At 36.6% G+C, this 25,067-nt stretch carries 20 protein-coding genes; 4 read left to right on the forward strand and 16 right to left on the reverse strand.

Going from position 1 to position 25,067, the window contains the following annotated elements; all coding sequences use genetic code 11:
• Positions 1–125: 125 nt before the first annotated feature.
• The 3 genes from tkt to MN204_RS03300 form a co-directional block, all read right to left on the reverse strand.
• Complete coding sequence (gene tkt / locus MN204_RS03290) at positions 126–2,129, reverse strand: transketolase (protein WP_249869663.1); 2,004 nt, start codon at positions 2,127–2,129, stop codon at positions 126–128.
• Positions 2,130–2,274: 145 nt separating this feature from the next.
• Entirely contained in the window at positions 2,275–2,508 is a 234-nt protein-coding gene (locus tag MN204_RS03295) for a DUF896 domain-containing protein (RefSeq protein WP_249869664.1), read from the reverse strand.
• A 172-nt stretch (positions 2,509–2,680) separates the two neighbouring features.
• Positions 2,681–3,319, reverse strand: coding sequence for a YneB family resolvase-like protein (locus MN204_RS03300; RefSeq protein WP_249869665.1), 639 nt, complete (start codon positions 3,317–3,319; stop codon positions 2,681–2,683).
• 414 nt (positions 3,320–3,733) lie between these two features.
• Between MN204_RS03300 and lexA the strand changes: the two genes are divergently transcribed.
• Positions 3,734–4,357, forward strand: a complete 624-nt coding sequence (lexA, locus tag MN204_RS03305) for a transcriptional repressor LexA (protein ID WP_249869666.1) — start codon at positions 3,734–3,736, stop codon at positions 4,355–4,357.
• Between the two features lie 379 nt (positions 4,358–4,736).
• Here lexA and MN204_RS03310 read toward each other — a convergent pair whose 3' ends face one another.
• From MN204_RS03310 to MN204_RS03350, 9 genes are all read right to left on the reverse strand, one after another.
• Positions 4,737–5,729, reverse strand: a complete 993-nt coding sequence (locus tag MN204_RS03310) for a C-terminal binding protein (RefSeq protein WP_249869667.1) — start codon at positions 5,727–5,729, stop codon at positions 4,737–4,739.
• A 26-nt stretch (positions 5,730–5,755) separates the two neighbouring features.
• Positions 5,756–7,027: a TRAP transporter large permease gene (locus MN204_RS03315; RefSeq protein ID WP_249869668.1), complete on the reverse strand. Its 1,272-nt coding sequence runs from the start codon at positions 7,025–7,027 to the stop codon at positions 5,756–5,758.
• Entirely contained in the window at positions 7,024–7,527 is a 504-nt protein-coding gene (locus tag MN204_RS03320; RefSeq protein WP_249869669.1) for a TRAP transporter small permease, read from the reverse strand. The genes MN204_RS03315 and MN204_RS03320 overlap by 4 nt, the downstream gene beginning before the upstream one ends.
• Positions 7,528–7,597: 70 nt before the next feature.
• Positions 7,598–8,623 (reverse strand): TRAP transporter substrate-binding protein, encoded by a 1,026-nt coding sequence (locus MN204_RS03325; RefSeq protein WP_249869670.1) that lies wholly within the window; start codon positions 8,621–8,623, stop codon positions 7,598–7,600.
• Positions 8,624–8,638: 15 nt separating this feature from the next.
• Positions 8,639–9,661, reverse strand: a complete 1,023-nt coding sequence (gene dmpG / locus MN204_RS03330) for a 4-hydroxy-2-oxovalerate aldolase (protein ID WP_249869671.1) — start codon at positions 9,659–9,661, stop codon at positions 8,639–8,641.
• Positions 9,658–10,560 (reverse strand): acetaldehyde dehydrogenase (acetylating), encoded by a 903-nt coding sequence (locus tag MN204_RS03335; RefSeq protein WP_249869672.1) that lies wholly within the window; start codon positions 10,558–10,560, stop codon positions 9,658–9,660. Before MN204_RS03335 ends, dmpG begins: the two co-directional genes overlap by 4 nt.
• Before the next feature lies 1 nt (position 10,561).
• Positions 10,562–11,227 carry a GntR family transcriptional regulator gene (locus MN204_RS03340; RefSeq protein ID WP_249869673.1) on the reverse strand — a complete coding sequence of 222 codons (666 nt, stop codon included), beginning with the start codon at positions 11,225–11,227 and terminating at the stop codon, positions 10,562–10,564.
• Between the two features lie 443 nt (positions 11,228–11,670).
• A complete protein-coding gene (locus MN204_RS03345) occupies positions 11,671–12,681 on the reverse strand; it encodes a TAXI family TRAP transporter solute-binding subunit (RefSeq protein ID WP_249869674.1) in 1,011 nt (336 codons plus the stop codon).
• A gap of 35 nt (positions 12,682–12,716) precedes the next feature.
• Positions 12,717–14,672 carry a TRAP transporter permease gene (locus MN204_RS03350; protein ID WP_249869675.1) on the reverse strand — a complete coding sequence of 652 codons (1,956 nt, stop codon included), beginning with the start codon at positions 14,670–14,672 and terminating at the stop codon, positions 12,717–12,719.
• Positions 14,673–15,024: 352 nt separating this feature from the next.
• On the opposite strand from MN204_RS03350, the gene MN204_RS03355 reads away from it, so the two are divergent.
• The 3 genes from MN204_RS03355 to MN204_RS03365 all read left to right on the forward strand — a co-directional run bounded on the left by MN204_RS03355 (position 15,025) and on the right by MN204_RS03365 (position 19,320).
• Complete coding sequence (locus MN204_RS03355; RefSeq protein ID WP_249869676.1) at positions 15,025–16,386, forward strand: M20/M25/M40 family metallo-hydrolase; 1,362 nt, start codon at positions 15,025–15,027, stop codon at positions 16,384–16,386.
• Between the two features lie 56 nt (positions 16,387–16,442).
• Positions 16,443–17,873, forward strand: a complete 1,431-nt coding sequence (locus tag MN204_RS03360; RefSeq protein ID WP_249869677.1) for a YfcC family protein — start codon at positions 16,443–16,445, stop codon at positions 17,871–17,873.
• 745 nt (positions 17,874–18,618) lie between these two features.
• Positions 18,619–19,320 (forward strand): lysophospholipid acyltransferase family protein, encoded by a 702-nt coding sequence (locus MN204_RS03365; protein ID WP_249869678.1) that lies wholly within the window; start codon positions 18,619–18,621, stop codon positions 19,318–19,320.
• Between the two features lie 1,316 nt (positions 19,321–20,636).
• Here MN204_RS03365 and MN204_RS03370 read toward each other — a convergent pair.
• The 4 genes from MN204_RS03370 to MN204_RS03385 all read right to left on the reverse strand — a co-directional run bounded on the left by MN204_RS03370 (position 20,637) and on the right by MN204_RS03385 (position 25,029).
• Positions 20,637–21,515, reverse strand: a complete 879-nt coding sequence (locus tag MN204_RS03370) for a fumarylacetoacetate hydrolase family protein (protein WP_249869679.1) — start codon at positions 21,513–21,515, stop codon at positions 20,637–20,639.
• A gap of 203 nt (positions 21,516–21,718) precedes the next feature.
• Positions 21,719–23,362, reverse strand: a complete 1,644-nt coding sequence (locus tag MN204_RS03375; protein WP_249869680.1) for an FAD-dependent oxidoreductase — start codon at positions 23,360–23,362, stop codon at positions 21,719–21,721.
• A 107-nt stretch (positions 23,363–23,469) separates the two neighbouring features.
• Positions 23,470–23,877 (reverse strand): VOC family protein, encoded by a 408-nt coding sequence (locus MN204_RS03380; protein ID WP_249870224.1) that lies wholly within the window; start codon positions 23,875–23,877, stop codon positions 23,470–23,472.
• 18 nt (positions 23,878–23,895) lie between these two features.
• Complete coding sequence (locus tag MN204_RS03385; RefSeq protein WP_249869681.1) at positions 23,896–25,029, reverse strand: CaiB/BaiF CoA transferase family protein; 1,134 nt, start codon at positions 25,027–25,029, stop codon at positions 23,896–23,898.
• Positions 25,030–25,067 lie beyond the last annotated feature (38 nt).

Below are 25,067 nucleotides of genomic sequence, written 5' to 3' on the forward strand. Positions count from 1 at the left end.
TTTTAATGCAAATTTTAACTACTTTTGTCGATTGAGAAGAGATATATTTATTGACGGCGAGCTTCTAGGGAAATATCATCGTCACCAACATAAAAGATGGCTCCCATTGGGAACCATCTGTATTTTTAGTTTAGTACTTTTTCTACATGGTTTACTACATTTTCTACGGTAAACCCATATTCTTCCATTACTTTTTCACCATTCGCTGAAGCGCCGAAACGATCAATTCCAATGATTGCACCCTGATCTCCAACATAACGTGCCCATCCAAATGATGAAGCCATTTCAATACCCACACGTGCTTTAACTTGCGGTGGAATCACTTCATTTTTGTATGACTCATCCTGTTGTTCGAAACGATCCCATGAAGGCATGCTTACTACTCTTACATCGATTCCTTTCTCTTTCAGGGCTTTTTGCGATTCTATAGCAAGCTGTACTTCAGAACCTGTAGCAAGTAATAATGCATCTGGGGTTTCTTTTTCAGATGCACTTACAACATAAGCACCTTTTTTAACACCTTCATACGCATTCTCTTTTGTACCCTCAAGATTAGGCAGATTTTGTCTTGTCAAGACTAAAGCAGTTGGCTGATCTTTGGATTCTACAGCAAGTCTCCAAGCTGCTTGTGTTTCGTTTCCATCTGCAGGTCTAATCAATGATAAGCCTGGGATGACACGTAAAGCTGCCAAGTGTTCCACTGGTTCATGTGTTGGGCCATCTTCCCCTACAGCAATAGAATCATGTGTAAACACATAGGTTACAGGAACATTCATGATAGAAGCTAAACGGATTGAAGGTCTTAAGTAGTCACTGAATACAAAGAAAGTACCAGCAAATACTTTTAATCCACCATGTAAAGCCATCCCATTCAAGGCTGCGCCCATAGCATGCTCACGTACACCAAACCAGATATTTCTGCCTGAATAATCTTTGCGGGAGAAATCAGCTTCACCGTTCATTGTTGTTTTATTGGAACCTGCTAAATCAGCACTTCCTCCAAAGAAATTAGGTACTGATTTCGCAATCGCATTGAGAACCTCTCCTGAAGATGCACGAGTTGCCAACGCTTTATCTTCCGGCTGGTAAACTGGAAGGTCTTTTTCCCAACCAGCAGGAAGTTCGCCTTTCAATGCAAGTTCAAACTCTTGGGCAAGCTCTGGATATTTTTCTTTATAATTCTCAACTAATGAATTCCATTGAGCTTCTTTTTCAGCACCATTTTTTACGATTTTTTCATTGAAGTCATCATAAACTTCTTCAGGTACATGAAAATCTTCATGTGTCCATTTGTAATACTCTTTTGTCAACTTCACTTCATCCAATCCAAGTGGAGCACCGTGAGAGGAAGCGGAAGCAGATTTATTTGGCGAACCATAACCGATGATTGTTTTAATCTCAATCAAAGTAGGTTGTTCTGTATTTGCTTGTGCTTCTTTAATTGCTTTTCTAATTTCATTCAGATCGTTGCCGTCTTCCACTTGAATGACCTGCCATCCATAAGCTTTAAAACGTTGATCTGTATTATCAGAGAAGGAACGGTTTAATTCACCGTCAAGCGAGATATCATTTGAATCGTATAATGCAATTAATTTTCCTAAACCTAAATGTCCAGCTAATGAAGCTGCTTCGTGTGAGATGCCTTCCATCAAATCTCCATCACTGACTAAGGCATATGTATAATGGTCCACAACAGCCATGTCATCTTTGTTAAATTTAGCTGAAAGATGAGCTTCAGCCATAGCCATACCGACTGACATAGCGATACCTTGTCCAAGTGGTCCAGTTGTCGCTTCAACACCATCTGTATGGTTTACTTCAGGATGTCCAGGTGTTTTTGAATCCCATTGACGGAAGTTTTTCAAATCATCGATTGTGACATTATAGCCGGATAAGTGCAATAAGCTGTACAACAGCATGGATCCATGTCCAGCAGATAGTACAAATCTATCTCTATTAAACCATTTTGAACTTTTCGGATTGTGATTCATAAAATCTGTCCAAAGCGTATATGCCATTGGTGCTGCACCCATAGGTAATCCCGGGTGACCTGAATTTGCTTTTTCTATTGCATCAATAGACAATGTACGAATCGTATTAACTGATAACTGTTCGATCTTTTCTGACATAGTTGTTGCTCCTTTCATTTTAAGGAAATAAAGTATCCACTTACATTCTATTATGAAACAGCGTTTGCAACAAGTGATTTAGCTTAATTAGTTTTTCACCCAAATTAATTATAATTCATTAATCACTCATTTATATTAGTATCTCCTAATGTTTTTTATTTCTATCCTGTAGATCTCGTACTTTTTGCGGTGTAACATCTTTTCCTTCAGGATCAATAACTGTCATCCCTTTAAACTGATTTTTGAAAGAACTTCTGACGTTATTCAAATATTCCTGTCTCAGTTTTTTTTGTTCCTCTTTTTCATTATCTGTTAAGCCTACATCTTTTGCTTTTTTTGCCAATATATTTATTCGCTCCAGTTTTTCTTTTGCTAGCATTTATTACCCTCCAGGTAAATTTAATTGGAAAACTAAGGTTTAGCCGAGCCTTTCCGTGACAGCCTTAGTTACATGAAAGCAGGTTGGTGAGTCTATACTTTTTTAGCCAAAATTAAAAAGGCTGGAATGATATCTTCCTGCCTTTTTATCCTACTCTACCGCCATGGGATATTCAAGTATTTTGAAATTCCCTGTATCTCCGGTGAACGGTTGCTTTGGAAACATTATACCCTAATCCATTCAGCGTTTTTGTAATCTCGTCAAATGTCAGGTTATTGCTGCGTAATCGAACGACTTCTTCGATTGGAAAGGAAATACGTTCCCTGCCCGGAGCTTGATTGATATTGGATAAATTTTGTCTAGGATTGTACCCTTCGCTTATAGCCTTTTTCATGCCCCTTTTGATTTTCATATTGTGAATTTTCCGCTGATATTCTTCTACAATTCCCACAATCTGAAGCACCATGGAGTCAGATTCAGCCAGTTCGAGTTCCCCCTCATGTATCGCAGTATAGATGGAAATGTTTAATTTTTGAAGCTGATGAAAAAGGGCTATCTTTGTATTTCCTCTTCCAAGTCTTGTTTCATCCTGGATAAGTAAGCATTGTGCTTTATTATTCGAAAAATAATCCAGCATTTCAAAAATACCATCACGATCAATTTCATAACCGCTGACCTGCTCTTCGATGCATTCAATGACATTGAGATGATATTTATCCGCTAGTCGCAGTAATTCCTGCTTTTGCCGGGCCAATGAAGTTTCCTGTGTCTTTTTGTCCGTGCTGACACGACAGTATATGATGGCGTTCAAATCAAGGCCCCCTTTGTAAAGTGAAAACTTCATCCAGTCGAGGTTCTTTTCCCCTACTGGATGGTGTCGGGCAGGATTATAAATTTATGGGATGTTTATCCCAATCTTCCCGTTTTGGTTCCTCTTGCTTAGCCCGCGCGTTATAAATGTAATAAAGTTATGCGGTTATGATAATCGAAAAGTATAGAAAACCTAATGATAACGCAAAAGCAACCAAATAAAAAGCATCCGTTTTTGAAATTTTTTCAAACATGTTATAGTCCTCCTTACATTTTTTAGAACTATTGTTCGCTTACCAAAAGTATACTATCGAACATATGGTCTTGTCAACAATTTTCAGAACGAATGTTTGCTTCTTGATGAATATAATGGTAAACTATCATTAGTAAATCCTATGTGAGAGGTGATTAATAGATGACAAAACTTTCAAAAAGACAACAAATGATTCTTGATTTTATAAAAAGTGAAGTTAAACAAAAGGGTTATCCACCATCCGTCCGGGAAATAGCAGTCGCTGTCGGTCTTGCTTCCAGTTCGACCGTTCATGGCCATCTTGAAAGAATAGAGAGCAAAGGGTTTATACGCAGAGACCCTACCAAGCCAAGAGCAATCGAAATTATCGACCAGAATGATGATAACCACACCCCTAAAGAAGAGGCACGCTACGCACCGGTGATTGGAAAAGTTACTGCCGGTATTCCAATTACGGCTGTTGAAAATATTGAAGAGTTCATTCCACTGCCCAGCTCCACTGCCGGTCCTGATGACAATCTATTTGTCCTTGTAATTGATGGTGAGAGTATGATAGAAGCAGGAATTCTTGATGGCGATATGGTAATTGTTAAACAGCAAAACACCGCCGATAACAGTGATATTGTTGTCGCTATGACTGAAGATAATGAGGCAACCGTTAAAAGATTCTTCAAGGAGAAAGGTCACATCCGGCTGCAACCGGAAAATGCCACAATGGAACCGCTGATATACTCAAATGTGACTATATTGGGGAAAGTAATTGGATTGTACAGAAATATTCATTAATAAAAAGAGAGGCTTCACCATTTATTGGTAAATCCTCTCTTTTGGTTTGAACAATAACGAGAAGCGCTGCTCCATATATTATATTGTCAATAAAGAATTATATTTCAAGTACACGGAGCAAGAAGCTATGCAAAAGCATATTGGAAAACAACCATGAAACGACTGCTTGAACTATCCGAAGTAGGAGCTACTGCAGTTCGCAATCACTATTACAGGAGCCTCGTTGAATGTACCGGGTGGAATGCTAGCCTAAAACTGACCTACTATCAGAGAGGCCTTCATTCTAATCCTTAGTTGCACTTTAGGCAGTCCATTAGTTTAATCTAATTAAGAAGCACGAAATCCCTTTTGATATAGACATCGCTCTTCTAGCAATCAATTATTTCACTAATACATTTTTGTTAATATGATAGGTTGGTAATTTACCTTGAGCAACTTCAATTACATTCATTATTGCTTTTTGTCTGATTTCCTTAAATGCATCTTCTGAATACCAAGCTGCATGTGGGGTTAAAACTACTTGATCTAAAGTTCTTAATATATGATCAGATGGAAGTGGTTCTTTCTCTGTTACATCAAGGAATGCCCCAGCTATCTTGTTTTCTTTTAATGCCTCAATCAGTGCCACCTCATCAATGATTGGACCTCTAGCAGTATTTATAATATAGGCATTTCTTTTCATCATATTCAGTTCTTCTACACCTACTAGATGATAAGTATCTTCAATTAATGGAACATGAACTGAAACAAAATCACAATTCCTCATAATCTCTTCTACAGTTGCTTTAACTACTTTATCCCTTTTCATTGTATCCCCATCTACAAATGGGTCATATGCATACACTTGATATCCAATTACATTTAGTTTCTCAGCTAGTCTCCTAGGAATTTTTCCGTAACCTAGTAATCCTACAGATGCTTTACTAGAGCGAAGTGGAATAGCTACTTGTTTAAAGTCCCACTGTCCTTTTCTTGTCATATAATTATATGGTATCAAGCGACGTGCAGCTGAAAGAATACTGGCTAACGCATGATCAGAAACCTCATCAACACAATAATCATTTACATTTGCAACCATCGTATTTGCTTCGGTAGCTGCATCAACATCAACCATATTTATTCCGATACCATAACGTGAAACTATTTTCAAATTCGGTGCTTCCTTTAATATTTCCTTGTCAATATTTGCATACATAATGATTATTGCATCTGAATTTTTAGCAGCATTTACAATTTTAGATTTATCATGTGATTGTAAAATTGATAACTCTATTGGTTGTTCACTAGTTGTATATGAGGCTACAATTTCTTCTTCTATATTTGTATCTTCCCATTCGTGATCAATTATCGTTACTTTAAATGGTGTTGTCATTTTTTCTCCTCCTTGTGTTCACCATGTTATATGAGAAATAAAGATAAACTTGGAATATAAGTTATAAGTAATAGTGTTATGATTAGGATAATAAAAGGTGGAATGATCGCTATCGATAACCTCTCAATTTTTAATTTTGAGATACTCGAAGCAACAAATAAATTTAACCCAAGTGGTGGTGTAATAAACCCTAAACTTAAGTTAACAATCATAATAATACCAAAGTGAATAGGATCAATCCCTAATCCAGTTGCCAATGGCAATAGAATCGGAGTCAAAATAATTACCGCAGCAATGGTTTCCATAAATGTACCTACAATAAGTAATAATATATTTATTAAAAGTAAAAATATAATTGGATTTTCGGTAATACCCATAATAGTTGTTGCAATTTGATTTGGTATTTGTTCCAATGCTAAAATACGTCCAAATACAGCCGCTGCCGCCACAATAATCATAATTGAACCAGTAGTCAATGATCCCTGATAAATTACAGAAAACATTTCTCTCCATTTTAATTCCTTATAAATCAATCCACTCAGAACAAATGCATAAACCACAGCTACTACCCCTGCTTCAGTTGGTGTGAAAACGCCACCATAGATACCACCTAAAATCATAACAGGCATTAGAATAGCACCTTTACCTTGATTCAACATTTTAAGACGCTCTTTCCATGATGATTTCTCGGAAACAGCAAAATTATTCTTTTTAGAATGAAAAACTGCCCATATAATGAGACTTAGCCCCATCATGATACCTGGCACAATACCAGCAATAAACAAATTACCAATTGATACGTTAGCAGATACACCATAAACTACCAATGGAATACTAGGAGGAATAACAATACCAATCGTACCCGCTGCAGCTATTAGTGCAGTAGAAAAAACTCTACTATATCCCCTAGAAACCATTGCTGGAATCATAATGGTTCCAATTGCAGCTACTGTGGCAGGACCTGATCCAGAAATAGCTGAAAAAAACATTGCTGTCAGGATTGCTGCAATTGCAAATCCACCTTGGAAATGCCCTACAAAACTACTTGCAATCTTAAATAAGCGCTCAGAAATCCCACCTCTCCCCATTAATGCACCAGCTAAAATAAAGAAAGGAATAGCCATTAATGGAAAGGAATCATTTGCTGTTATTAAAACCTGTGTTATTAGGTTAATAGGCATTGAAATGTCACTAACTAGAACCGTAAATAAACTAGCAATTAAAAGTGCAAATCCTACCGGTACAGATAGTAATAGCAAAATAATTAAAGTTCCAAACAATATAATTGATGGACTCATAGTATTGGTCCCTCCTCTTCCATCTCCTTATCATCTTCTTTCCATAGATTGAGCGATGTTTGAATTAATCGTAAAGATGCAAAGAGGAAACCTATAGGCAATGATAAATATACAACCCACATCGGGATTTGGAGTGTAGCTGAATTTTGACCAAAGCCCATCATATTATCCACTAATAAATACCCTTGATATGTAAAGAAAATAAAAATTCCAAACAGCAAAATATATACAAATTGTCTTAATGCTTTTTGTGTTGCTATCGGGAGCCTATCTATCACAATATCAATACTTATGTGGGCTTTATCTGAAAATCCAATCCCAATAGATAAAAAGATTAACCAAATAAATAAATACCTTGCCGCTTCCTCCGTCCCAGTCATCGCATCACCCATTACATACCTTGTAAATACCTGTATGAAAATTAATACCACCATGATAATCATACTTAGTGTTATCAACACTTTTTCAAAATGATTTAGAATTGACTTAAGGTATCTCATATAGATTTTCACCATCCATCCTATGTATGAAGATAACTAGGCAGTCGTTTACTACCTAGTTATCCTTAGGTTATTGATTTAATTCACCCATTAAATCATCAAAGAGTTCTTGACCTGCTTTTTCAGCAATTTCCTCATAAACGACTTCCATTTTAGATTTGAAACCAGCTTTTTCTTCTTCAGTCAATTCAACGACTTCCATTCCTTCATCTACTAATAACTGAAGTGCCGCCGCTTCATCATTTGCAGATAATTGACGGTTATATTCACGTGACTCTAATGCTGCATCGAATACAACTTGTTGTAAATCCTCTGGTAAACTATCATAAAAAGTTGGACTAATAATTACTGGCCATGGAGAATACATATGCTCAGTTAATGTCAAGTAATCTTGTACTTCATAATATTTCATGTTATACATTAATGCTAATGGTGTTTCTTGTGCATCGACTGTACCTTGCTGTAATGCAGAATAAAGCTCATTAAATGCTATTGGTGTTGCATTTACACCTGCTGCATTCCATGCTTCAACCTGTAATGGATTTTCCAATGTACGCATTTTAATACCACCCAAATCATCAGTAGATGAGACAGGTCTTACATTATTTGTAAAGTGACGGAATCCATTCTCCCAATATACCAAACCTTTTAAGCCATTTTCCTCTAATGAATCTAATACTTTTTGCCCGACTTCTCCATCTAAAACACGATGAGCTGTTTCTGCATCTGGAAATAAATATGGTAGATCCCATAAAAGCATTTCATTTGAAAATGATGCTAATGGCGCACTTGAAGGCGCTGCCATTGTTAGGTTACCTAATTGAATTGCCTCTATCATTTCTCTCTCTCCACCAAGCTGGCTGTTCGGATAGATTTCAACCTCAATACGACCATCACTATTTTCCTCAACTAACTCTTTAAACTTTTCGAACGAAGCGTTTTGAAAGTTATCTTGTGAAGCTGCGTGACCTGCTTTAATCACAAATGTTTCACCATCACTTGCTTCAGCGCCATTATCTCCAGAAGTTTCACTTGAACAAGCTGCAATCATAACCGACATACCTACTACCATGATTAAAAAGAGTATCTTTTTCATATTTAAACTTCCCCCTTAGCTCTTGTTTATTTTTTCTTTAGCCAATTCCTGTGCTACCCCGATAATCCAATCTTCTTGTCCACCAACTGCACCCATCTCTGAAACTTTTGTTAAGATGTCACGTGGATCTACACCATATTCTTTTCCAGCTCTTTCTGCAAATAGGAGAAAGCTAGAATAGACGCCTGTATATCCAAGTGTCAGACTTAATCGATCAATTTGAACTGGTCTTTTCATCATTGGTTTCATCACATATTCAGCAGCATCCATCACTTTATATAAATCTACTGCATGTGGAATATCTAATTTATTCATTACTGCAACAAGTTGCTCTAGAGAGGCATTCCCAGCTCCAGCACCCATTCCGGCTAAGCTAGCGTCTATTCTATCTGCTCCTTCTTCTATTGCAACAATTGAATTGGCTACACCGAGTGAGAGGTTATTGTGTGCATGAAAACCAACTTTTGTATGTAAGTTTTCTTTAAATAACGATACTCTACTTCTTACATCATCCATTGTTAATGCACCCGCAGAATCCACTACATAAATAGTTCCTGCTCCATATGATTCCATTTTTTTAGCTTCTTCAAGTAATAATTCAGGCTTTGTACGATGTGACATCATCAAAAATCCAACTGTATCCATCCCTAAATCTATTCCTGCTTTAATATGTTGTTCAGAAACATCTGCTTCTGTGCAATGTGTTGCTACACGAACTACTGATGCACCCCATTCTCTTGCATTATTTAAGTGTTCGATTGTACCTATTCCAGGAACTAAAAGTACTCCAATTTTTGCGTTTTTTGCATTTTTCACTGCGGTGGTAATAATGTCCTTTTCTGTTTCTTTAGAGAAACCATATTGAATGGAGCTACCGCCTAATCCATCTCCATGTGTGGCTTCAATAATATCAACACCTGCATCGTCAATTAGTTTTGTTAGTTGGGCAATTTGCTCTACTGAATATTGATGGGAAATGGCATGCATTCCATCACGTAATGTTACATCATTAAAAACTATTTTGTTTGATTGTGTCATTGTGATACTCCTTTCGTTACCATCGAATCCGTCATAACTTCAGCTGTCTTTACCGCAGCAGATGTAATGATATCTAAGTTACCTGAGTACTTCGGAAGGAAGTCTCCGTTTCCTTCTACTTCGACTGCAACAGTTACAATATTATCTTTTATAACTGGATCTGCTTTAAAGCGATATCCTTTCACATAGCTTTGTACAACTTCAAGCATGTCGTTTAATCTTTGCAAGATATTTTGATGTATCTCATCAGAGTATTCCGATATTTTTACGTAAATTGTATTTCTCATTAAAATAGGAGGTTCAGCAGGATTTAAAACTATAATTGCCTTTCCTTCTTTTGCTCCACCAACTTCTTTTAAAGCCCTGGCAGTGGTTTCCGTAAATTCATCAATGTTTTGACGAGTGCCTGGTCCAGCACTTTTACTTGAAATAGATGCAACAATTTCCGCATATTCTACTTCGACTACATCCGAAATTGCCTTGACCATAGGAACAGTTGCTTGTCCTCCACATGTAACCATGTTAACGTTATCCAATTCCTCAATATTATGAGTATCTAAACTTACAGAAGGTACCATAAACGGTCCAACAGCTGCTGGAGTCAAATCAATTGCCTTCTTCCCTAGTCTTTTAAGAATAGGTGCGTTATATGTATGCGCCTTTGCAGAAGTAGCTTCAAACACAATATCAGCTAAATGCGCTTGCTCTGCAAATCCATCTATCCCAGTATATATAGGAACTAATCCATGTTCTTTAGCTAATGCTAACCCTTTTGAATTTGAGTCAATCCCAATCATTACGGTTGGTTCCAGTTTGTCACTTCTTAATAACTTATACATTAAGTCTGTACCAATATTTCCTGATCCAATAATCGCACACTTTACTTTTTCGGTTGCCATTTTACTTCACTCCTTTTAAATTTAATTCCTTAATAGCTTGACAGTAATAATCAGAGGCATTCTCTAGATGTATGGCTAGTAGCTCTTGCGCTTTTTCAACTTCTTCTTTTTTCAATGCATCAACAACAACCTGGTGCTCTTCAATAATCTCTTGCTGATGTATGGAAATATAAGATGATGTAACTTCAATTAATGTTTCAATCAAACCATTTAACGAATTCCATAACTGAATGAGTGTTTGATTATCTGTCATTTTTACAAGTAAACCGTGGAAAGCCATATCTGATTCGACGTCTCTTATTCCATCAGTATGAGAGTCCTGCATTTGCTTGATGTACAAATTTAATGTATCAATATGTTTAGTTAAAGATTCCGAATCAATCTGTGTTAATGCATGCTTCTCTAATAAAATACGACTATCATAAAGATTTTTAATCGCCCTAACATCAAATTTTCCAACTACTGTTCTACCATTTGAAGGCGTTTCAACTAATCTCTCAGCTTCTAACTTTGCTATAGCCTCGCGTATAGGTCCCCTGCTAACATTCAATCGCTTTGATAGTTCGGATTCTTTTAAGTGGTCACCCTCCTTTAATTCATTCAACATTATCTTTTTCCGTAAATAAGTAAGAACCTGCTCACTTACATGATTTTTTTTAATATTCATTAATAACACAGGCTCCTTCTAGAATAATTAACATAATATTCATATTTGTTAACACTTAACAGTTAACGATTATTAAATACATTGTAATCGCTTACTTTTATTTTGTCAATATGTTTTCAATATAGGGACTTTTTCCTGAACAGACCTCTCACTCGTAGACTTTAAATGTTCGTGTAGACCCGTATTTATCTGTTCGATTGGGTACGTGGCTAAATAACCTTTTTTCCAATTGGACAGGTAAAATGTATCATCTTTCTCGTGCAAAAAAAGCGTAGTACCTTCACCATTACATAATGGTGAGTACCACGCTTTTTTAATTTACTGGGGTTTTGTCCCAGTTTCCTCTTTTGGTCTGAACAAAAAATTATCCCTATTAAAAATTGGCGACCACCACAATGTAGGTCGCCAATTTTTTACTTAATATACCTAAACAAATATATGTTTTATTCTTCCACTAGCACATCCTCTTCCTCATAATAGCGTTTTGCACCTTCATGAAGCGGAATACCGGAAAGATCTACTGTAGCCTCATTGATATCAATTTGTTCTACAATAGGATGTGTCTCTTCTAATTGTTCAAGATTATCCCAAAATACTTGCGTCATCTCATAGACTTGGTCATCATCCAACGATGCATCAACTAACAATAGCATTTTTATACCCAGCGTATTTATATCTTCATCTTGGTTATCATATGTGCCTGCTGGAATGGTTACATCCGAATACCAAGGATACTCATCTATTAACGATTTACGCACCTCATCTTCAATGCCTATAAGCTTTCCACCAGCTGTAGCAGTCATTTCTGTAACTGCAGCGGTAGGAACTCCTGCTTGAATTAAAGCTCCATCGATTTGATTATTTCTCATCAAATCGATCGCTTCTGTAAATCCAATAAAGTTTTCTTTAATGCCGTCCGGATAGGCGATTCCATATGCAGGTAAAATAATGCTAGACTCCACTTCCGGTGTACTTCCTATAGCACCTGGAGCAAATCTGCGTCCTTCTAAATCTGCAACAGTTTCTACTCCGGAATCCTCTCGAATAACAAATTGATTCGGATTATAATAAAGACCAGCCATGACACGAACATCCTCGTATGCACGGTCTTTAAATCCACGCTCACCATTATATGCTTCCCAGACAATACCAGCAGTAGCAAACGTAATCTGACCTTCCCCTTCTTTTAATAGATTCAGGTTCTCTACGCCTCCATTCGAACCTTGAGCATTGACACGAATTCCATCCACTTCATTATTCCAGATATTCGCCATCGCCGCACCTAATGGGTAGATGGTTCCAGTTGTACTTGCTGTTGGAAAGTTCAATTCTGTATTTCCTGAAGATGTTTCATCATTTCCCTCGTTTGCGTTATTACTACCACACGCGGTTATGATTAGTGCTAACCCGATTAATATTGCAATTTTCCACAGTTTTTTAAATGATGTTTTCATACTATTTGTCTTCCTTTCCTACCACGGTTACTTTATTATTTTGTGATTTTAATTGTTTCAGAGAAATTGTCCTGTTCCCTTTGAATTTTCTTTTTCTTTGCTAATTGCCAAACAATACAAATAAGGATTATTCCTACTCCTACAAGGTCAAGTGCAAGACCTGGCGCAATCATGCAAACCCCGGCTATGACAAGTAATATTCTCTCTATAGGCGTTGCTAAAGTAATCAGCCAGCCCTGCAAACCGGAAGCAAATGCGATTACTCCAATAGAAGCAGTAATTACAGGAAAAACACTTTCCAATGGTGCTTCCATGTTGATCAATAATGCTGGTTCAAATATGAAAAAGAATGGCAAAATGAATCCAGTTAAAGCAAGCTTCACCGCCGTTAAAGATACTTTCGTTTGATCCGTATTAGCGATACCTGCTGCAACAAATGACGCAAGTGCGACAGGTGGCGTAACATTGGACAGACAAGCATAAATCAATACAAACATATGCGCAGCTAACGGCTGAACCCCAAGTTCAACAAGTACTGGTGCTGCAACGGTTGCAACAATAACATAAGCAGCCACTCCAGGAACTCCCATCCCTAGAATAATGCTCATGATCATGACTAGAAATGCTGCAATGAGAATACTTTCATTCGTGTATTCCATAATACTATAACCAAAAGATAGTCCAAGTCCTGTCAATGAAACAGTTCCAATAATAATTCCAATGATTGCACAGGCCGCCGCTACACCAACAGCACCCTTTGCTCCTTCTTCCAATGCTCTGAGAATCTTTTTAAGACCCATTCTTGTATCAGGACGTATCCAGCTTGCTACAACACAGGAAAGAATAGAAAATACTGCCGCGTAGAGTGGTGTATACCCCATAAATAACAGCCCCATTAATACAATGAGTGGAATAGAAAGATGTCCTTGCCTTTTAAGGACATTAACAATATTCGGTATATTTTCTTTTGAAATCCCCTTCAGTCCCAATCTTTTTGCTTCAAAGTGTACAACTAAAATAAGTGTTAAATAGTACAGTAAAGCTGGTACGATTGCTGCTACCATGACAACTGTATAAGAAACACCCAGATACTCGGCCATAACAAAACCAGCAGCTCCCATGATAGGTGGAGCAAATTGTCCACCAGTAGATGCAACAGCTTCTACTGCGGCTGCAAACCTTGCTTTATAACCGTTTTTCTTCATCATAGGAATGGTTATCGTACCAGTGGTAGCAACATTTGCAAGGGCACTACCATTAATCATTCCCATTAAACTGCTGGCTAGAACAGCAACCTTTGCAGGACCTCCAGGTGAGCGGCCAGCAATCGTTAAAGCAAGATCATTAATAAATTGGCTAAAACCACTTATTCTAAGAAATGCCCCGAATAAAATAAAAAGAAAAACAAACGTAGCTGAAACACCAATAGCTATACCAAAGATTCCCTGACTTCCCCAAAACATATGATCAATGACCCGATTTATGCTAAAGCCACTATGGCCGAAAATACCAGGTACCAAGTAACCAAAGAAGTTATAAAGAAGGAAAATAAGGGCAAGAACTGCTAAATTCCCAACTACTCTTCTCGCTGCTTCAAATACCATTATTATCCCAATCGCACCAAATATGTAATCCTGGTTTAATAAGAAACCGCCTCTTAATGCAATAACATTATAATTCATTAGAAAATAGCCAAAAGATACCAACGATAAAATAATGCATATTACATCAAAGATTTTCGGATATTTAATAACTTCCTTTTTCTTTTTCCGAGCTGGATATAGTAAAAAGGCCATCATCAGTAGAAAGATAATATGCCAGGCTCGCAGGCGCATCGCATCTAGTTCTCCAGTCCCCGCTGCATATAATTGGAATATAGACCAAATAATGGCTAACACTGATATTAAAAATGCTGTTTTACCAACGTACTTTCTAACTGCTCCTTGATTCTCGTTGTTTACATCTACTTCTGTTGTCTGAACAGCACTCAAAGATTCACCTTCTCTCTTTCAAATCTACTTACTATATATAATATACTTATTAAAAAGAATTCGGTTTTTCAAATACTTTTTATTACTTTACAATAATACAAATTCACTAGCTTTTCAAGAAAGTATTTTAATAGTTTAGAAATCGGCCTTCCCTCAATAATTCCCTCCAAAAACTTCTTGTTTTAAAATTTCTATTAATATATAATTCTAGTTACTGTACTCATTTAGTTCTTTACTACTTTAAAGTGATAACTAATATACTTATAGAGTTCTTCTCTATTTTATAAAATATGAAATATCACCTTGATTACTATTTATTTTGTTTTGTTATTCAAAGAAAGTAGGGATTTATATGCCTCTAGGAAAGATCCAATCTATCCTATTTGACAAAAAAGAGGAATACCTGGAACAATTATTCGTTCTTTTACGCCAAAAAAGTATTAGCACACAAAACGACGGGATTACGGAATGTGCCGAACTTCTTAAAAATATAATGGTAGAAATCGGGATTAACACCAAAATCATGAAAACGAACGGGCATCCTGTTGTTTATGGTGAAATGTTGAAGAATGAAAATGCCTTCACACTGCTTTTTTATGGACATTATGATGTACAGCCGCCAGATCCAATGGATGAATGGCTTTCTCCACCATTTGAACCTACCATTCGTGATGGGAGAATTTACGCCAGAGGGGCAGGAGACAACAAAGGTCAACTAATGGCCACGCTTCTTGGAATTAAAACGTATATCGATATTTTTGAAGACTTGCCCATTAATATAAAATTTATATTCGAGGGAGAAGAAGAAAATGGAAGTCCTCATTTAGCCTCCTTTGTTGAAAAGAATAAAGAACTTCTGAAAGCAGATCTTGTTTATACAGCGGATGGTTCTTCTCATAATAGCGATTCTCCCCTTCTTTTATTAGGAGCAAGGGGGTCTCTCCAGTTAGAACTAAAAGCGACTGAAGCAAAATGGGATAATCATTCCGGGAATACAGGCAATATTGTGCCAAATCCAGCTTGGAGATTAATCGATTTACTGCAGACAATGCGTGATCAGAATGGAAACGTGTTAATAGAAGGGTTTTATGACAATATCCGAGAGCCTTCAGCAAAAGAACAGGAGCTACTTCAAACATTGCCTTTTGATAAGGATGATATTGGAGAAAAAATAGGCTATCCTGGGCTAGACATGGACGGCAAAACCTATTATCACAAGTTAACAATGGAACCAACCTTTAATATCGCAGGAATCCATAGCGGTTATTCAGGGGAAGGCGTTAAAACGATCATCCCTTCTACTGCAACCGTCAAATTGGATGTTCGTCTAGTCGTGGACCAAGATCCTGAAGATATTTACAACAAAATCTGCAGGCACGTTGAAAAACATGATCCAGGTATTGAAGTGACACATTTAGTATCCATGGAACCATCAAGGACTCCTGCAGATCTAGATACTGTAAAAGTGGTAACAAATGCAGTTTGCGATTCTTATCAAAAAGAACCTCTTATTCAGCCTAGTTTAGGGAGCTCGCTTCCTGTTTATGTATGGACAAACATTTTAAAAACGCCATCCATTATCGTGCCTTATGCAAATTTTGATCAAAGAAATCATTCCCCAAATGAAAATATAAAAGGGGATAATTTCTTTGACGGGATTACATGTACTTGCCATGTCATTCATCAACTCGGTGAGTATGCCAAAAATCGTTAATTCGATTTCACTAATGAAAATGTATACTTAATTAATATAAAAGGGGATTTAGTTACATGAAAGTTAATAAGCACAACAATGTAAATACAACAGAGCAAAAGAAAAAACGAAAAAGACCTCCCCACATACTTGTCATTTTGTTTTGTATGATGATTATAACCGCTGTGGTCACTTACTTTGTTCCAGCCGGAGAATATGAACGAACAACAAATGAAGATGGAAGAGAGATTGTAGTTAACGGTACTTATGAGCAAACCACAGGGAATCCTACAGGGTTTTTAGATTTTTTCAATTCCCTTTATGATGGTATGTCTCAAGCATCTGGTATACTATTCTTACTATTTATTACCGGTGGTGTATTTGGTATTTTAGGTAAAACCGGGGCGGTTGAAAGTGGCCTCCATCATGTCATTAAAAAAATGCACGGTAAAGAAGTTATTCTAATCCCTGTTCTATTTGCTATTTTTTCTTTAGCTGGAGCAAGTTTTGGTTTGGGTTCAGAAGCGATGGTTTACATTATTATCCTGTTGCCACTCCTTTTAAGAGCAGGCTTTGACTCCATTATTGCCGTTGCAGTCCCAATGGTTGGTGTAGCTATCGGATATGCAGGTGGCTTTCTAAACCCATACAATGTTGGTGTTGCACATGGGATTGCCGAATTGCCACTGTTTTCAGGGATGGGTGTACGAATCATTTGCTGGATTGTTCTTCTCATCGTTAGTGGCACGTACATTACACTCTATGCCAGAAAAATTCAAAAGAACCCAGAAAAGAGTTTAGTATACGATGAAGATCAACATAAAAATTTAGATGACAACAAAGAGGTTATCGTTACTCGCTTAACAGGAAAACATATTTTAATATTAATCTGCCTTGCCGCAACATTTGTCTCATTACCGTTTGGCATTATTAATTATGGATGGTACTTCAAAGAAATTACAGGGGTGTTCCTCTTAATGGGCGTTATCGTTGGTATCATTTCAAGAATGAACGTGAATGAAATGGCGGCCTCCTTTACAGACGGATGTAAGAACTTAATGGAAGGTGCGCTAGCAGTTTCATTTGCTTATACGATTGTTGTTATCTTGCAAGATAGTAATATAATAGACACCATCGTATATGGTTTAACGAATTTAGCTGGTCAATTTCCTTCCAGTTTTGCAGCCTTTGGTATGTTTCTGGGTCAATTCTTATTAAATCTGCCTGTCAATTCAGGAAGTGGACAAGCTGCGTTATCCATGCCAATTATGACGCCGATAGCAGATTTAGTAGGGGTAAGTAGACAAACTGCTGTTCTTGCCTTCCAGTTTGGGGATGGATTCACAAACGCCTTTTATCCAACAAACGGCGGATTAATGGCTGGAATAGCGATTGCAGGAATCTCGTGGCTTAAATGGGCCAGATTTATGTTCCCACTAGTCATTTTGTTGTTCATCACTTGTGCCATCATGGTTACAATTGTACATCTATTTGTATGGCCAGCTTAATAAGGGGTGGCCTATCACTTCCCTCGTGCTATGAAGCAAAATGATAAACATACCGGAATGTAAAGTGCCTTCTTCTAAATTGCATTCATTTGAAATCTGAAAGTCCCCGCAACGCTAAGACGTTGCGGGGACTGACCTTAGTTTTATACACGATATTCTAATTTCTCTTTAGGTGCAAATGTTAGCAGAGCATTCGGATAGTAAGATTTTATTATAGAAACTCACTCTAGAGTTTATGTGCACCAATTTCATAATCTCCATCTATTTTGATAGAAATATCCAATTATCTTTTGGAAGGATCCTCCATAAATATCAAAATAAAGGAACATTGTTTTTCTCCTTATCTTTTTTTGCTTATTAAAAGTCTTTCTAGACATATAGAAAGTATAAAATTTTGGCTGCAATTAATTCTTACACATAAACGGCCACGTCCAGCTCCAGCGCCCAGGGACTAGCGAGACTTCCTTCACCTCCGTACGATAAGTCAACATCGGCTCCCTATGGTCGCCGTGTTTCCTTTATCTCCTACGTAAGAATGTTCAACAAGTTGAACCACCCCAAAGTACGGGGCGCAGTCCGTACGTCCCTTAACGGGCGCTTGCGCTTTTGTTCAAAAAAGTAACCTATATTCCCCTTGAACTTGTGACATACTCCATATCAAGTATGTGACATTTATCACTTATTTAATTTGTTCCTATCTTTTATTATTGTAATAGATTAAATATGATTGAAAAGAGGAATAAATATGCGTACTTTATTATTTCAAGGATACATGTGGGGTTATATTTTAAGTAAAGCAAATAAATCATTTACTATCAATAAATTAAATAAGGCAGGTAAGAACAAAGAAAAACTAGAACTAATGGATAAAATCATTCTAAAATGTACAAACAATTTAATTAAAATTTCAGGTGCCAACCTTATAATAACTGGAACAGAAAATATTCCTTTAGATGAACCTGTATTATATGTCGGCAACCATCAAGGTAATATGGATATACCAATTTTATATTCAACAGCCCCTCAAACGATGGCTTTTGTCGCTAAAAAAGAAATGGAGAAAATTCCATTGTTGGGTTATTGGATGAAAGAACGAGGATGCGTGTTTATCGACAGGGATAACGCTCGTAGTTCCCTAAAAGCTATTAACCAAGCAATAGAAAGTTTAAAAGCAGGTAATTCAATAGCCGTTTTTCCAGAAGGAACTAGAAGTAAAGGTCCTGAAATTGGAAACTTTAAATCGGGTAGTTTACGAATGGCGATTAAATCTGGGGTTAAAGTCGTTCCTGTGACCTTCAAGGATTCTTACAAATTGATAGGAAAGAAGGGCAAGAATACACCGGCTAAAGTTTCTGTCCATTACTCTGATCCCATCGATTCAAGAGATTTTAAAGATACAAACAAACTAGCCACAGAAGTTCTAACACAAATTAAAAAACATTTGTAACCCGCTATTATTGTTACCTAGCAGATTGGGGTACAGATTACAATACGATTTAAATGGATATAAAAACGAAAAATATACCAACATAAAACGGCTATCAACTAGTATGAATATTGATAGCTGTTTTACATTACTATTTTAACGATTCTTATTGGAAACGGAACCGTTAGTAAAATAAATCTGTGAATAACAAAAACTATAATCCAAATCGTATATCATATTCGATGAGTAACTCACTTACTGAGTATTGCGGACAAGAGAGCCAGTGAATGCGTGTAAGAGAGCCACTATCAAAAGCCCGCTATACATGCCTAAGATTGTGCTATTCTGGTAGTCCACCACCATTGACTATAACTTTTGTCCGTGTAGTGGAACTATTGCAGGCGTTGCATAAATAATACCTAAGAGGCACACCTGCTCAAATATGATAACACGGACAAATCGATTCTTTGCATTCACTGGCGGGGCCCCGTCACCTTCCAGTGAATGCAAAGAATCGGGCGTTACAGTAAATGGCAAGCAGCTACGCTGTGGCTCTGACTCTATTCCATAATTCAGTAATTCTATTTGTGGCTCAGTGTTCCGCAAACGGTGGCTCTTTTTTCCGCAATGACTGGCTCAAAACTCCGCACAAGTGGCTCTATTCATCCGCAATAATCACTTACCAATAATCTACTTTTTCACGCTAATTAGGTACAGGAGTTATTAGGACAAGCTATCAAATTACATCTGCTGTCCATTCCCATGTGTCAAAGAAAATGAAACAAAAAAATACCGCCCAGTTTGAAAAATACTTGGACGATATTTTAGAATAAATTTTTTTCCTCTTATTTGGGGGTGGATCAATTAAATAGTCACTAATTATGGATAGCACCCCCAGCACAAACCCTATCACACCAAGCTTAGTAATTAGTCAAATACTGCTCACGTTCCTACGGATGTACAGTCGTACGGATTCTGTACTATACTATAGTAGAGACTAATAATATTTCAAGATTGGCTTTAAGACTACATTTTAATAATCAACCTTGCAAATGTTATTCTCCTCTATCAAATTTTCGTGGGTGTTGTTCCATGGTACTGCAGGATCATCAATCTTTATATCAAAAATTCTTTGATACTTTTTTCATCTCCTCAATATTTCTTACAACTTTTCCAATATGATTTAAACACTGAATGGTTTCTAATTATCATTTAAACTATATCTAGTATTAAATTAACAAAGTCTCTCATCATTAAACTCCAATTATCCTTAGTTTAAAGAGACATTTCTAAGGTTAGTCAATCCGTTTGGTCGAACCAATTCTATTTTTATTGTATCATCCTCTCACTCTCAGCTCTTTTTTAATTCTGATCGTATTTTTAATACTTCCGATGTTTTCAATTTCCACTTCCACGACATCACCTTCACCTAATAACAATTGCGGTTTACGCTTAACACCGATACCAGAAGGGGTACCTGTTAAAATAATGTCCCCGGGAAGCAAAGTCATAGCCATGGATAATTCTGATATAATCGTGGCAACTGGAAAAATCATTGCACTTGTGTTACTCTTTTGGACAACTTCACCATTTACTTTACAGGTAATATCTAAGTTTTGAATGTCTTCAATCTCATCCTTTGTTACTAACCAAGGACCTAATGGACAAGATTCATCTATACTTTTCCCCATAAACCACTGACCACCGTGTTGTTGTTGTATATCTCTAGCAGATAGATCATTGGCACACATATATCCAAATATATAATCTAGTGCCTCTTCTTCAGAAATTCCTTTACCTTCTCTCCCAATAACAACAGCTAATTCTGCTTCATAATCAAACATTTTCGTGTATTCATCTGAATAAACGAGTTCTCTGTATGGACCCGCTACGGTAGTTGTCGCTTTGGTAAAAACAGTAGGTTTGTCTGATAATTCAATATGCTGTTGATATCTTTCTTCAAAATGTTTTAAGTAATTCCACCCAATACAAATAATGTTCCGTATAGGACTAGTGATCGGTGAAAGTAATTCTATATTTTCTATTTTGATAGCTTTATTGGATTGTAACTTTGCATATTCTTCTATAATAGCTAAATCTCCATCTTTGATGAGATCGTTCATATCTTTGTGTAGATTGGAAATGTCAACTACCTTATCTTCAATCATTGTTCCTAAACAAACTTGATTATTTTTACGATATGTCACTAACTTCATTTGAAGTCCTCCAATATGTTTTCGACGAACTTTCTGGGATTATAGAAATTAATTCTTACCTAGTTCGAACTTTATGCAAATCATTAAATATCCGTAAGCTTACTTTCTTGATGATTAATAGCTACAACACTTTCTTATACTTTTCAAAGTGATATAGTTACTATGATTATTAATGTTAGCTTTCTTATTTAAGTGATGAGCGCTCACCTATCGTGAACAATATTTTGCGCAGCATGTTTTCCAGCAAGATACGCAAATGCTAAAGCTGGACCTAATGTACTACCTGCTCCTGGATAACCAGGTCCCATAATACTTGCAACAACATTTCCTGCTCCATAAAGCCCTGATATTGGTTTTTCATCTACATCTAGAATTTGTCCATTTTCATTGATAACAGCCCCGCCCTTCGTCCCTATTGCCCCAGGGTATATAGGTAAAGCATAAAATGGACCTTTTTCAATCGTACCTACGCTTGGGTTCACAGGATGTTCAGGGTCTCCATAATACCAGTTATACTCACTTTCTCCTCTTTGAAATTCAGGATCCTTTCCATCTTTGGCATGTTGATTAAAGGATCTGACTGTTTCTTTTAATGCCTCTGGATCAACATTAATTTTATTTGCAAGGTCTATTAGAGAGTCACCATTAAATAGCCAATCTGGATCTTCATCTCCTGGTAAGCTCGTCACTACAGTATATTTTGATTTAAATTTACTATCAAAGATAATCCATGCGGGTAAATTAATGTATCCATACTCACCAGCATCAAAATAATGGAATGCCTTAGAAGTATCATTATAATTTGCTGCCTCGTTGACAAATCGTTTCCCTTTACTATTAACCATTATACTACCAGGTAGCGAGCGTTCCCCTCGCGTCATCCGATAGAGTTGAACCCCTTCAAATTCTTCCCCTTCAACTTTTACGGTTGGAACCCAAAATGCTTCATTTAAATTTGACAAATCCGCTCCAACTTTTATTGCCATTTTCAGACCATCACCAGTACTTAGTGGTAGACTGGCTGGAGAAGTTAAAGGACCTCTTAAGAATCTTAGATTATACTTTTTATTCCACTCAAATCCACCAGTAGCTAAAACAACATAATTTTTCACTTGATAATTTAGTGTTTTATCATCAATTTTTACCTTGACTCCATCTACTCTTTCGTTTTTAATAAGTTCTTTTACTTCTGCATTTTTTATGAATACAACACCTGCATCTATACAACCTTTTAGCAAACCGACAACTAGAGCATTTCCAATAGTTCGTATATTTTCTTTTTGTCTCTGTTTGATTAAATCTTGATCAATGTATTTCGGATAAGCAAAGGCATTCCAATTCTCCGATTCAGAATAAGTCATAGGTACAAAAGACGATGCAAGATAAACATCATCTGCCATGTCTTCCAACACATTTGCTGATATGGGTTTAATATCAAGAGTACGACCACCTTTGGATGCCCCGGATAGTTCTTGACGATAATCAAGTAAATTAGGAATACATTGGAATCTTAATGGTGTATAGGTTTCAATATATTCAATAGCTTCTGGTATAGAATCGAGAAACGCCTTTAATACTTCTTCCCTTGTTCCTGTTCCAACCACCTCCTTTAAATATATTAATGCTTGTTCCTTTGAATCAGACAAACCAAAATCTTTCATTTTACTATTGTTGGGAGCCCAAATTTGCCCACCAGAAATACTCGTGGTACCACCAAACTTGTTATATTTTTCCAACACAGCAACCTTCTGCCCGTTGAGTGAAGCAACTAGTGCTGACATTAACCCAGCAGCACCTGATCCGACGACAATGGTATCAAATGATTGATTCCATTCTAAATTTTCCATTTTAATCCCTCTCTTCTAAAATTCCTTACAACCAACTAATTATTCACTTAATATAAACACGAAATATTCATATAATATTTTTTAATATGAACCTATTATACTTACCTTTACCTTCTTAATTGTTTAAATTCGACTGTCACACCATTTAAACTTTCCTTATTCCCAAAAACCATTAGACTATTTCGTGCGCCTTCTAAAGGTTTGTCAGAGTTTAATTTGACGTCTTGCTTTTTTAATAATTCCATTATTTGGTACACATCTTCTATTTCAACCGAAATGTGATGTAAACCACCCATTTCTTCAAGAAAGTGATAAAAGTCACCTTTCTTCTTTAATGGTTGGATTAATTCCAATTCAATATTTTTAAAAACAATATAAGCAACCTTCACTTGGAATTTTTCCATCACTATAGGGCCGTCAACTTTTATATCAAAGATTCTTTGATATTTTTTTATCATTTCGTCAATATTTCTGACAACTATGCCTATATGATTTAAAAGATTAATATCATCCACCGCCAATTAGACACAGATTCACAATTTACCAAGTATTTCTTCATTATGTTCTCCAAGTTTAGGAGCCCTTGAACGGATTTGGCCAGGTGTATCTGACAGTTTTATTGGAATTCCAATATATTTTAATTTACCTAACTCGTTATCTTGTGTTTCTATAATCATGTTACGCGCTTTAATTTGTGGATGATTTAGTGTTTCCTCTAGTAACAAGACTGGAGAGACACAAGCATCTAAGAGACCAAACACTTCCATCCAATCATCTAAAGTTTTCTTCTTAATAATCTGCTCAATTTCTCTCTTTAATTTCTGTTGTTCTTCGAAAGGTGCCTCTAGTAAGGGAATGAAATCTAAACGCTCAATACCTTGACAAAATTCCTTCCAAAACTTAGACTCAAGTGCCCCTACAGCAAGATACCGATTGTCAGCTGTCTCATACGCACTATAGGCTGCTTTTCCACCTGACAACCTTAGCTCACCTTTATGTTTATCCAGTCCAGCTAAATAGTCTGGGAGAATCGTCTGCATCCAGGATAAAACGCCATCGGTCATCGAAATATCGACAAATTGCCCTTTACCGGTTTGATCTCTTCCCAATAATGCTGTTAGGATACCAACCGCTGCCATTAGAGAGCCGCCTCCAATATCTGCAATTTGTGTTGGAGGGGGTATTGGTTTATTCCCTTTTTCACCACTGAATTGTAAGAGACCAGCAATACTTAAATAGTTAATATCATGTCCTGATTTATCTTTATAAGGACCATTTTGGCCAAAACCCGTAATGGCACAGTAAACAAGTCTGGGATTAACTTTTTTTAACGTTTCATAATCAAGCCCCAATCTTTCCATTACATTTGGACGAAAAGATTCCACAAGAACATCAGACGTTTTGACTATTTCTATAAAGGATTCCTTATCCTCGCTTTTTTTAAAATTCAATGTAATGCTCTTCTTATTTCTATTGATGGATGAAAAAATCGCTTTATATTCACCAATCTTTGGTTCTCCCCACCTTGCATAATCTCCTAACTCTGGTTCTTCAACTTTAATAACTTCTGCACCAAAGTCTGCTAAAAGTTGAGTACAGTAGGGACCTGGTAAAAGTCTTGTTAAGTCAAGTACTCTAATGTTTTTTAAAGGCATAATTGCATTCAAATTAATAACCATTCCTTTCTTTTATATATGAGCATTTC

Origin of the sequence: Oceanobacillus saliphilus (genome assembly GCF_023522835.1) — a bacterium.
Taxonomy (GTDB): domain Bacteria; phylum Bacillota; class Bacilli; order Bacillales; family Amphibacillaceae; genus Oceanobacillus; species Oceanobacillus saliphilus.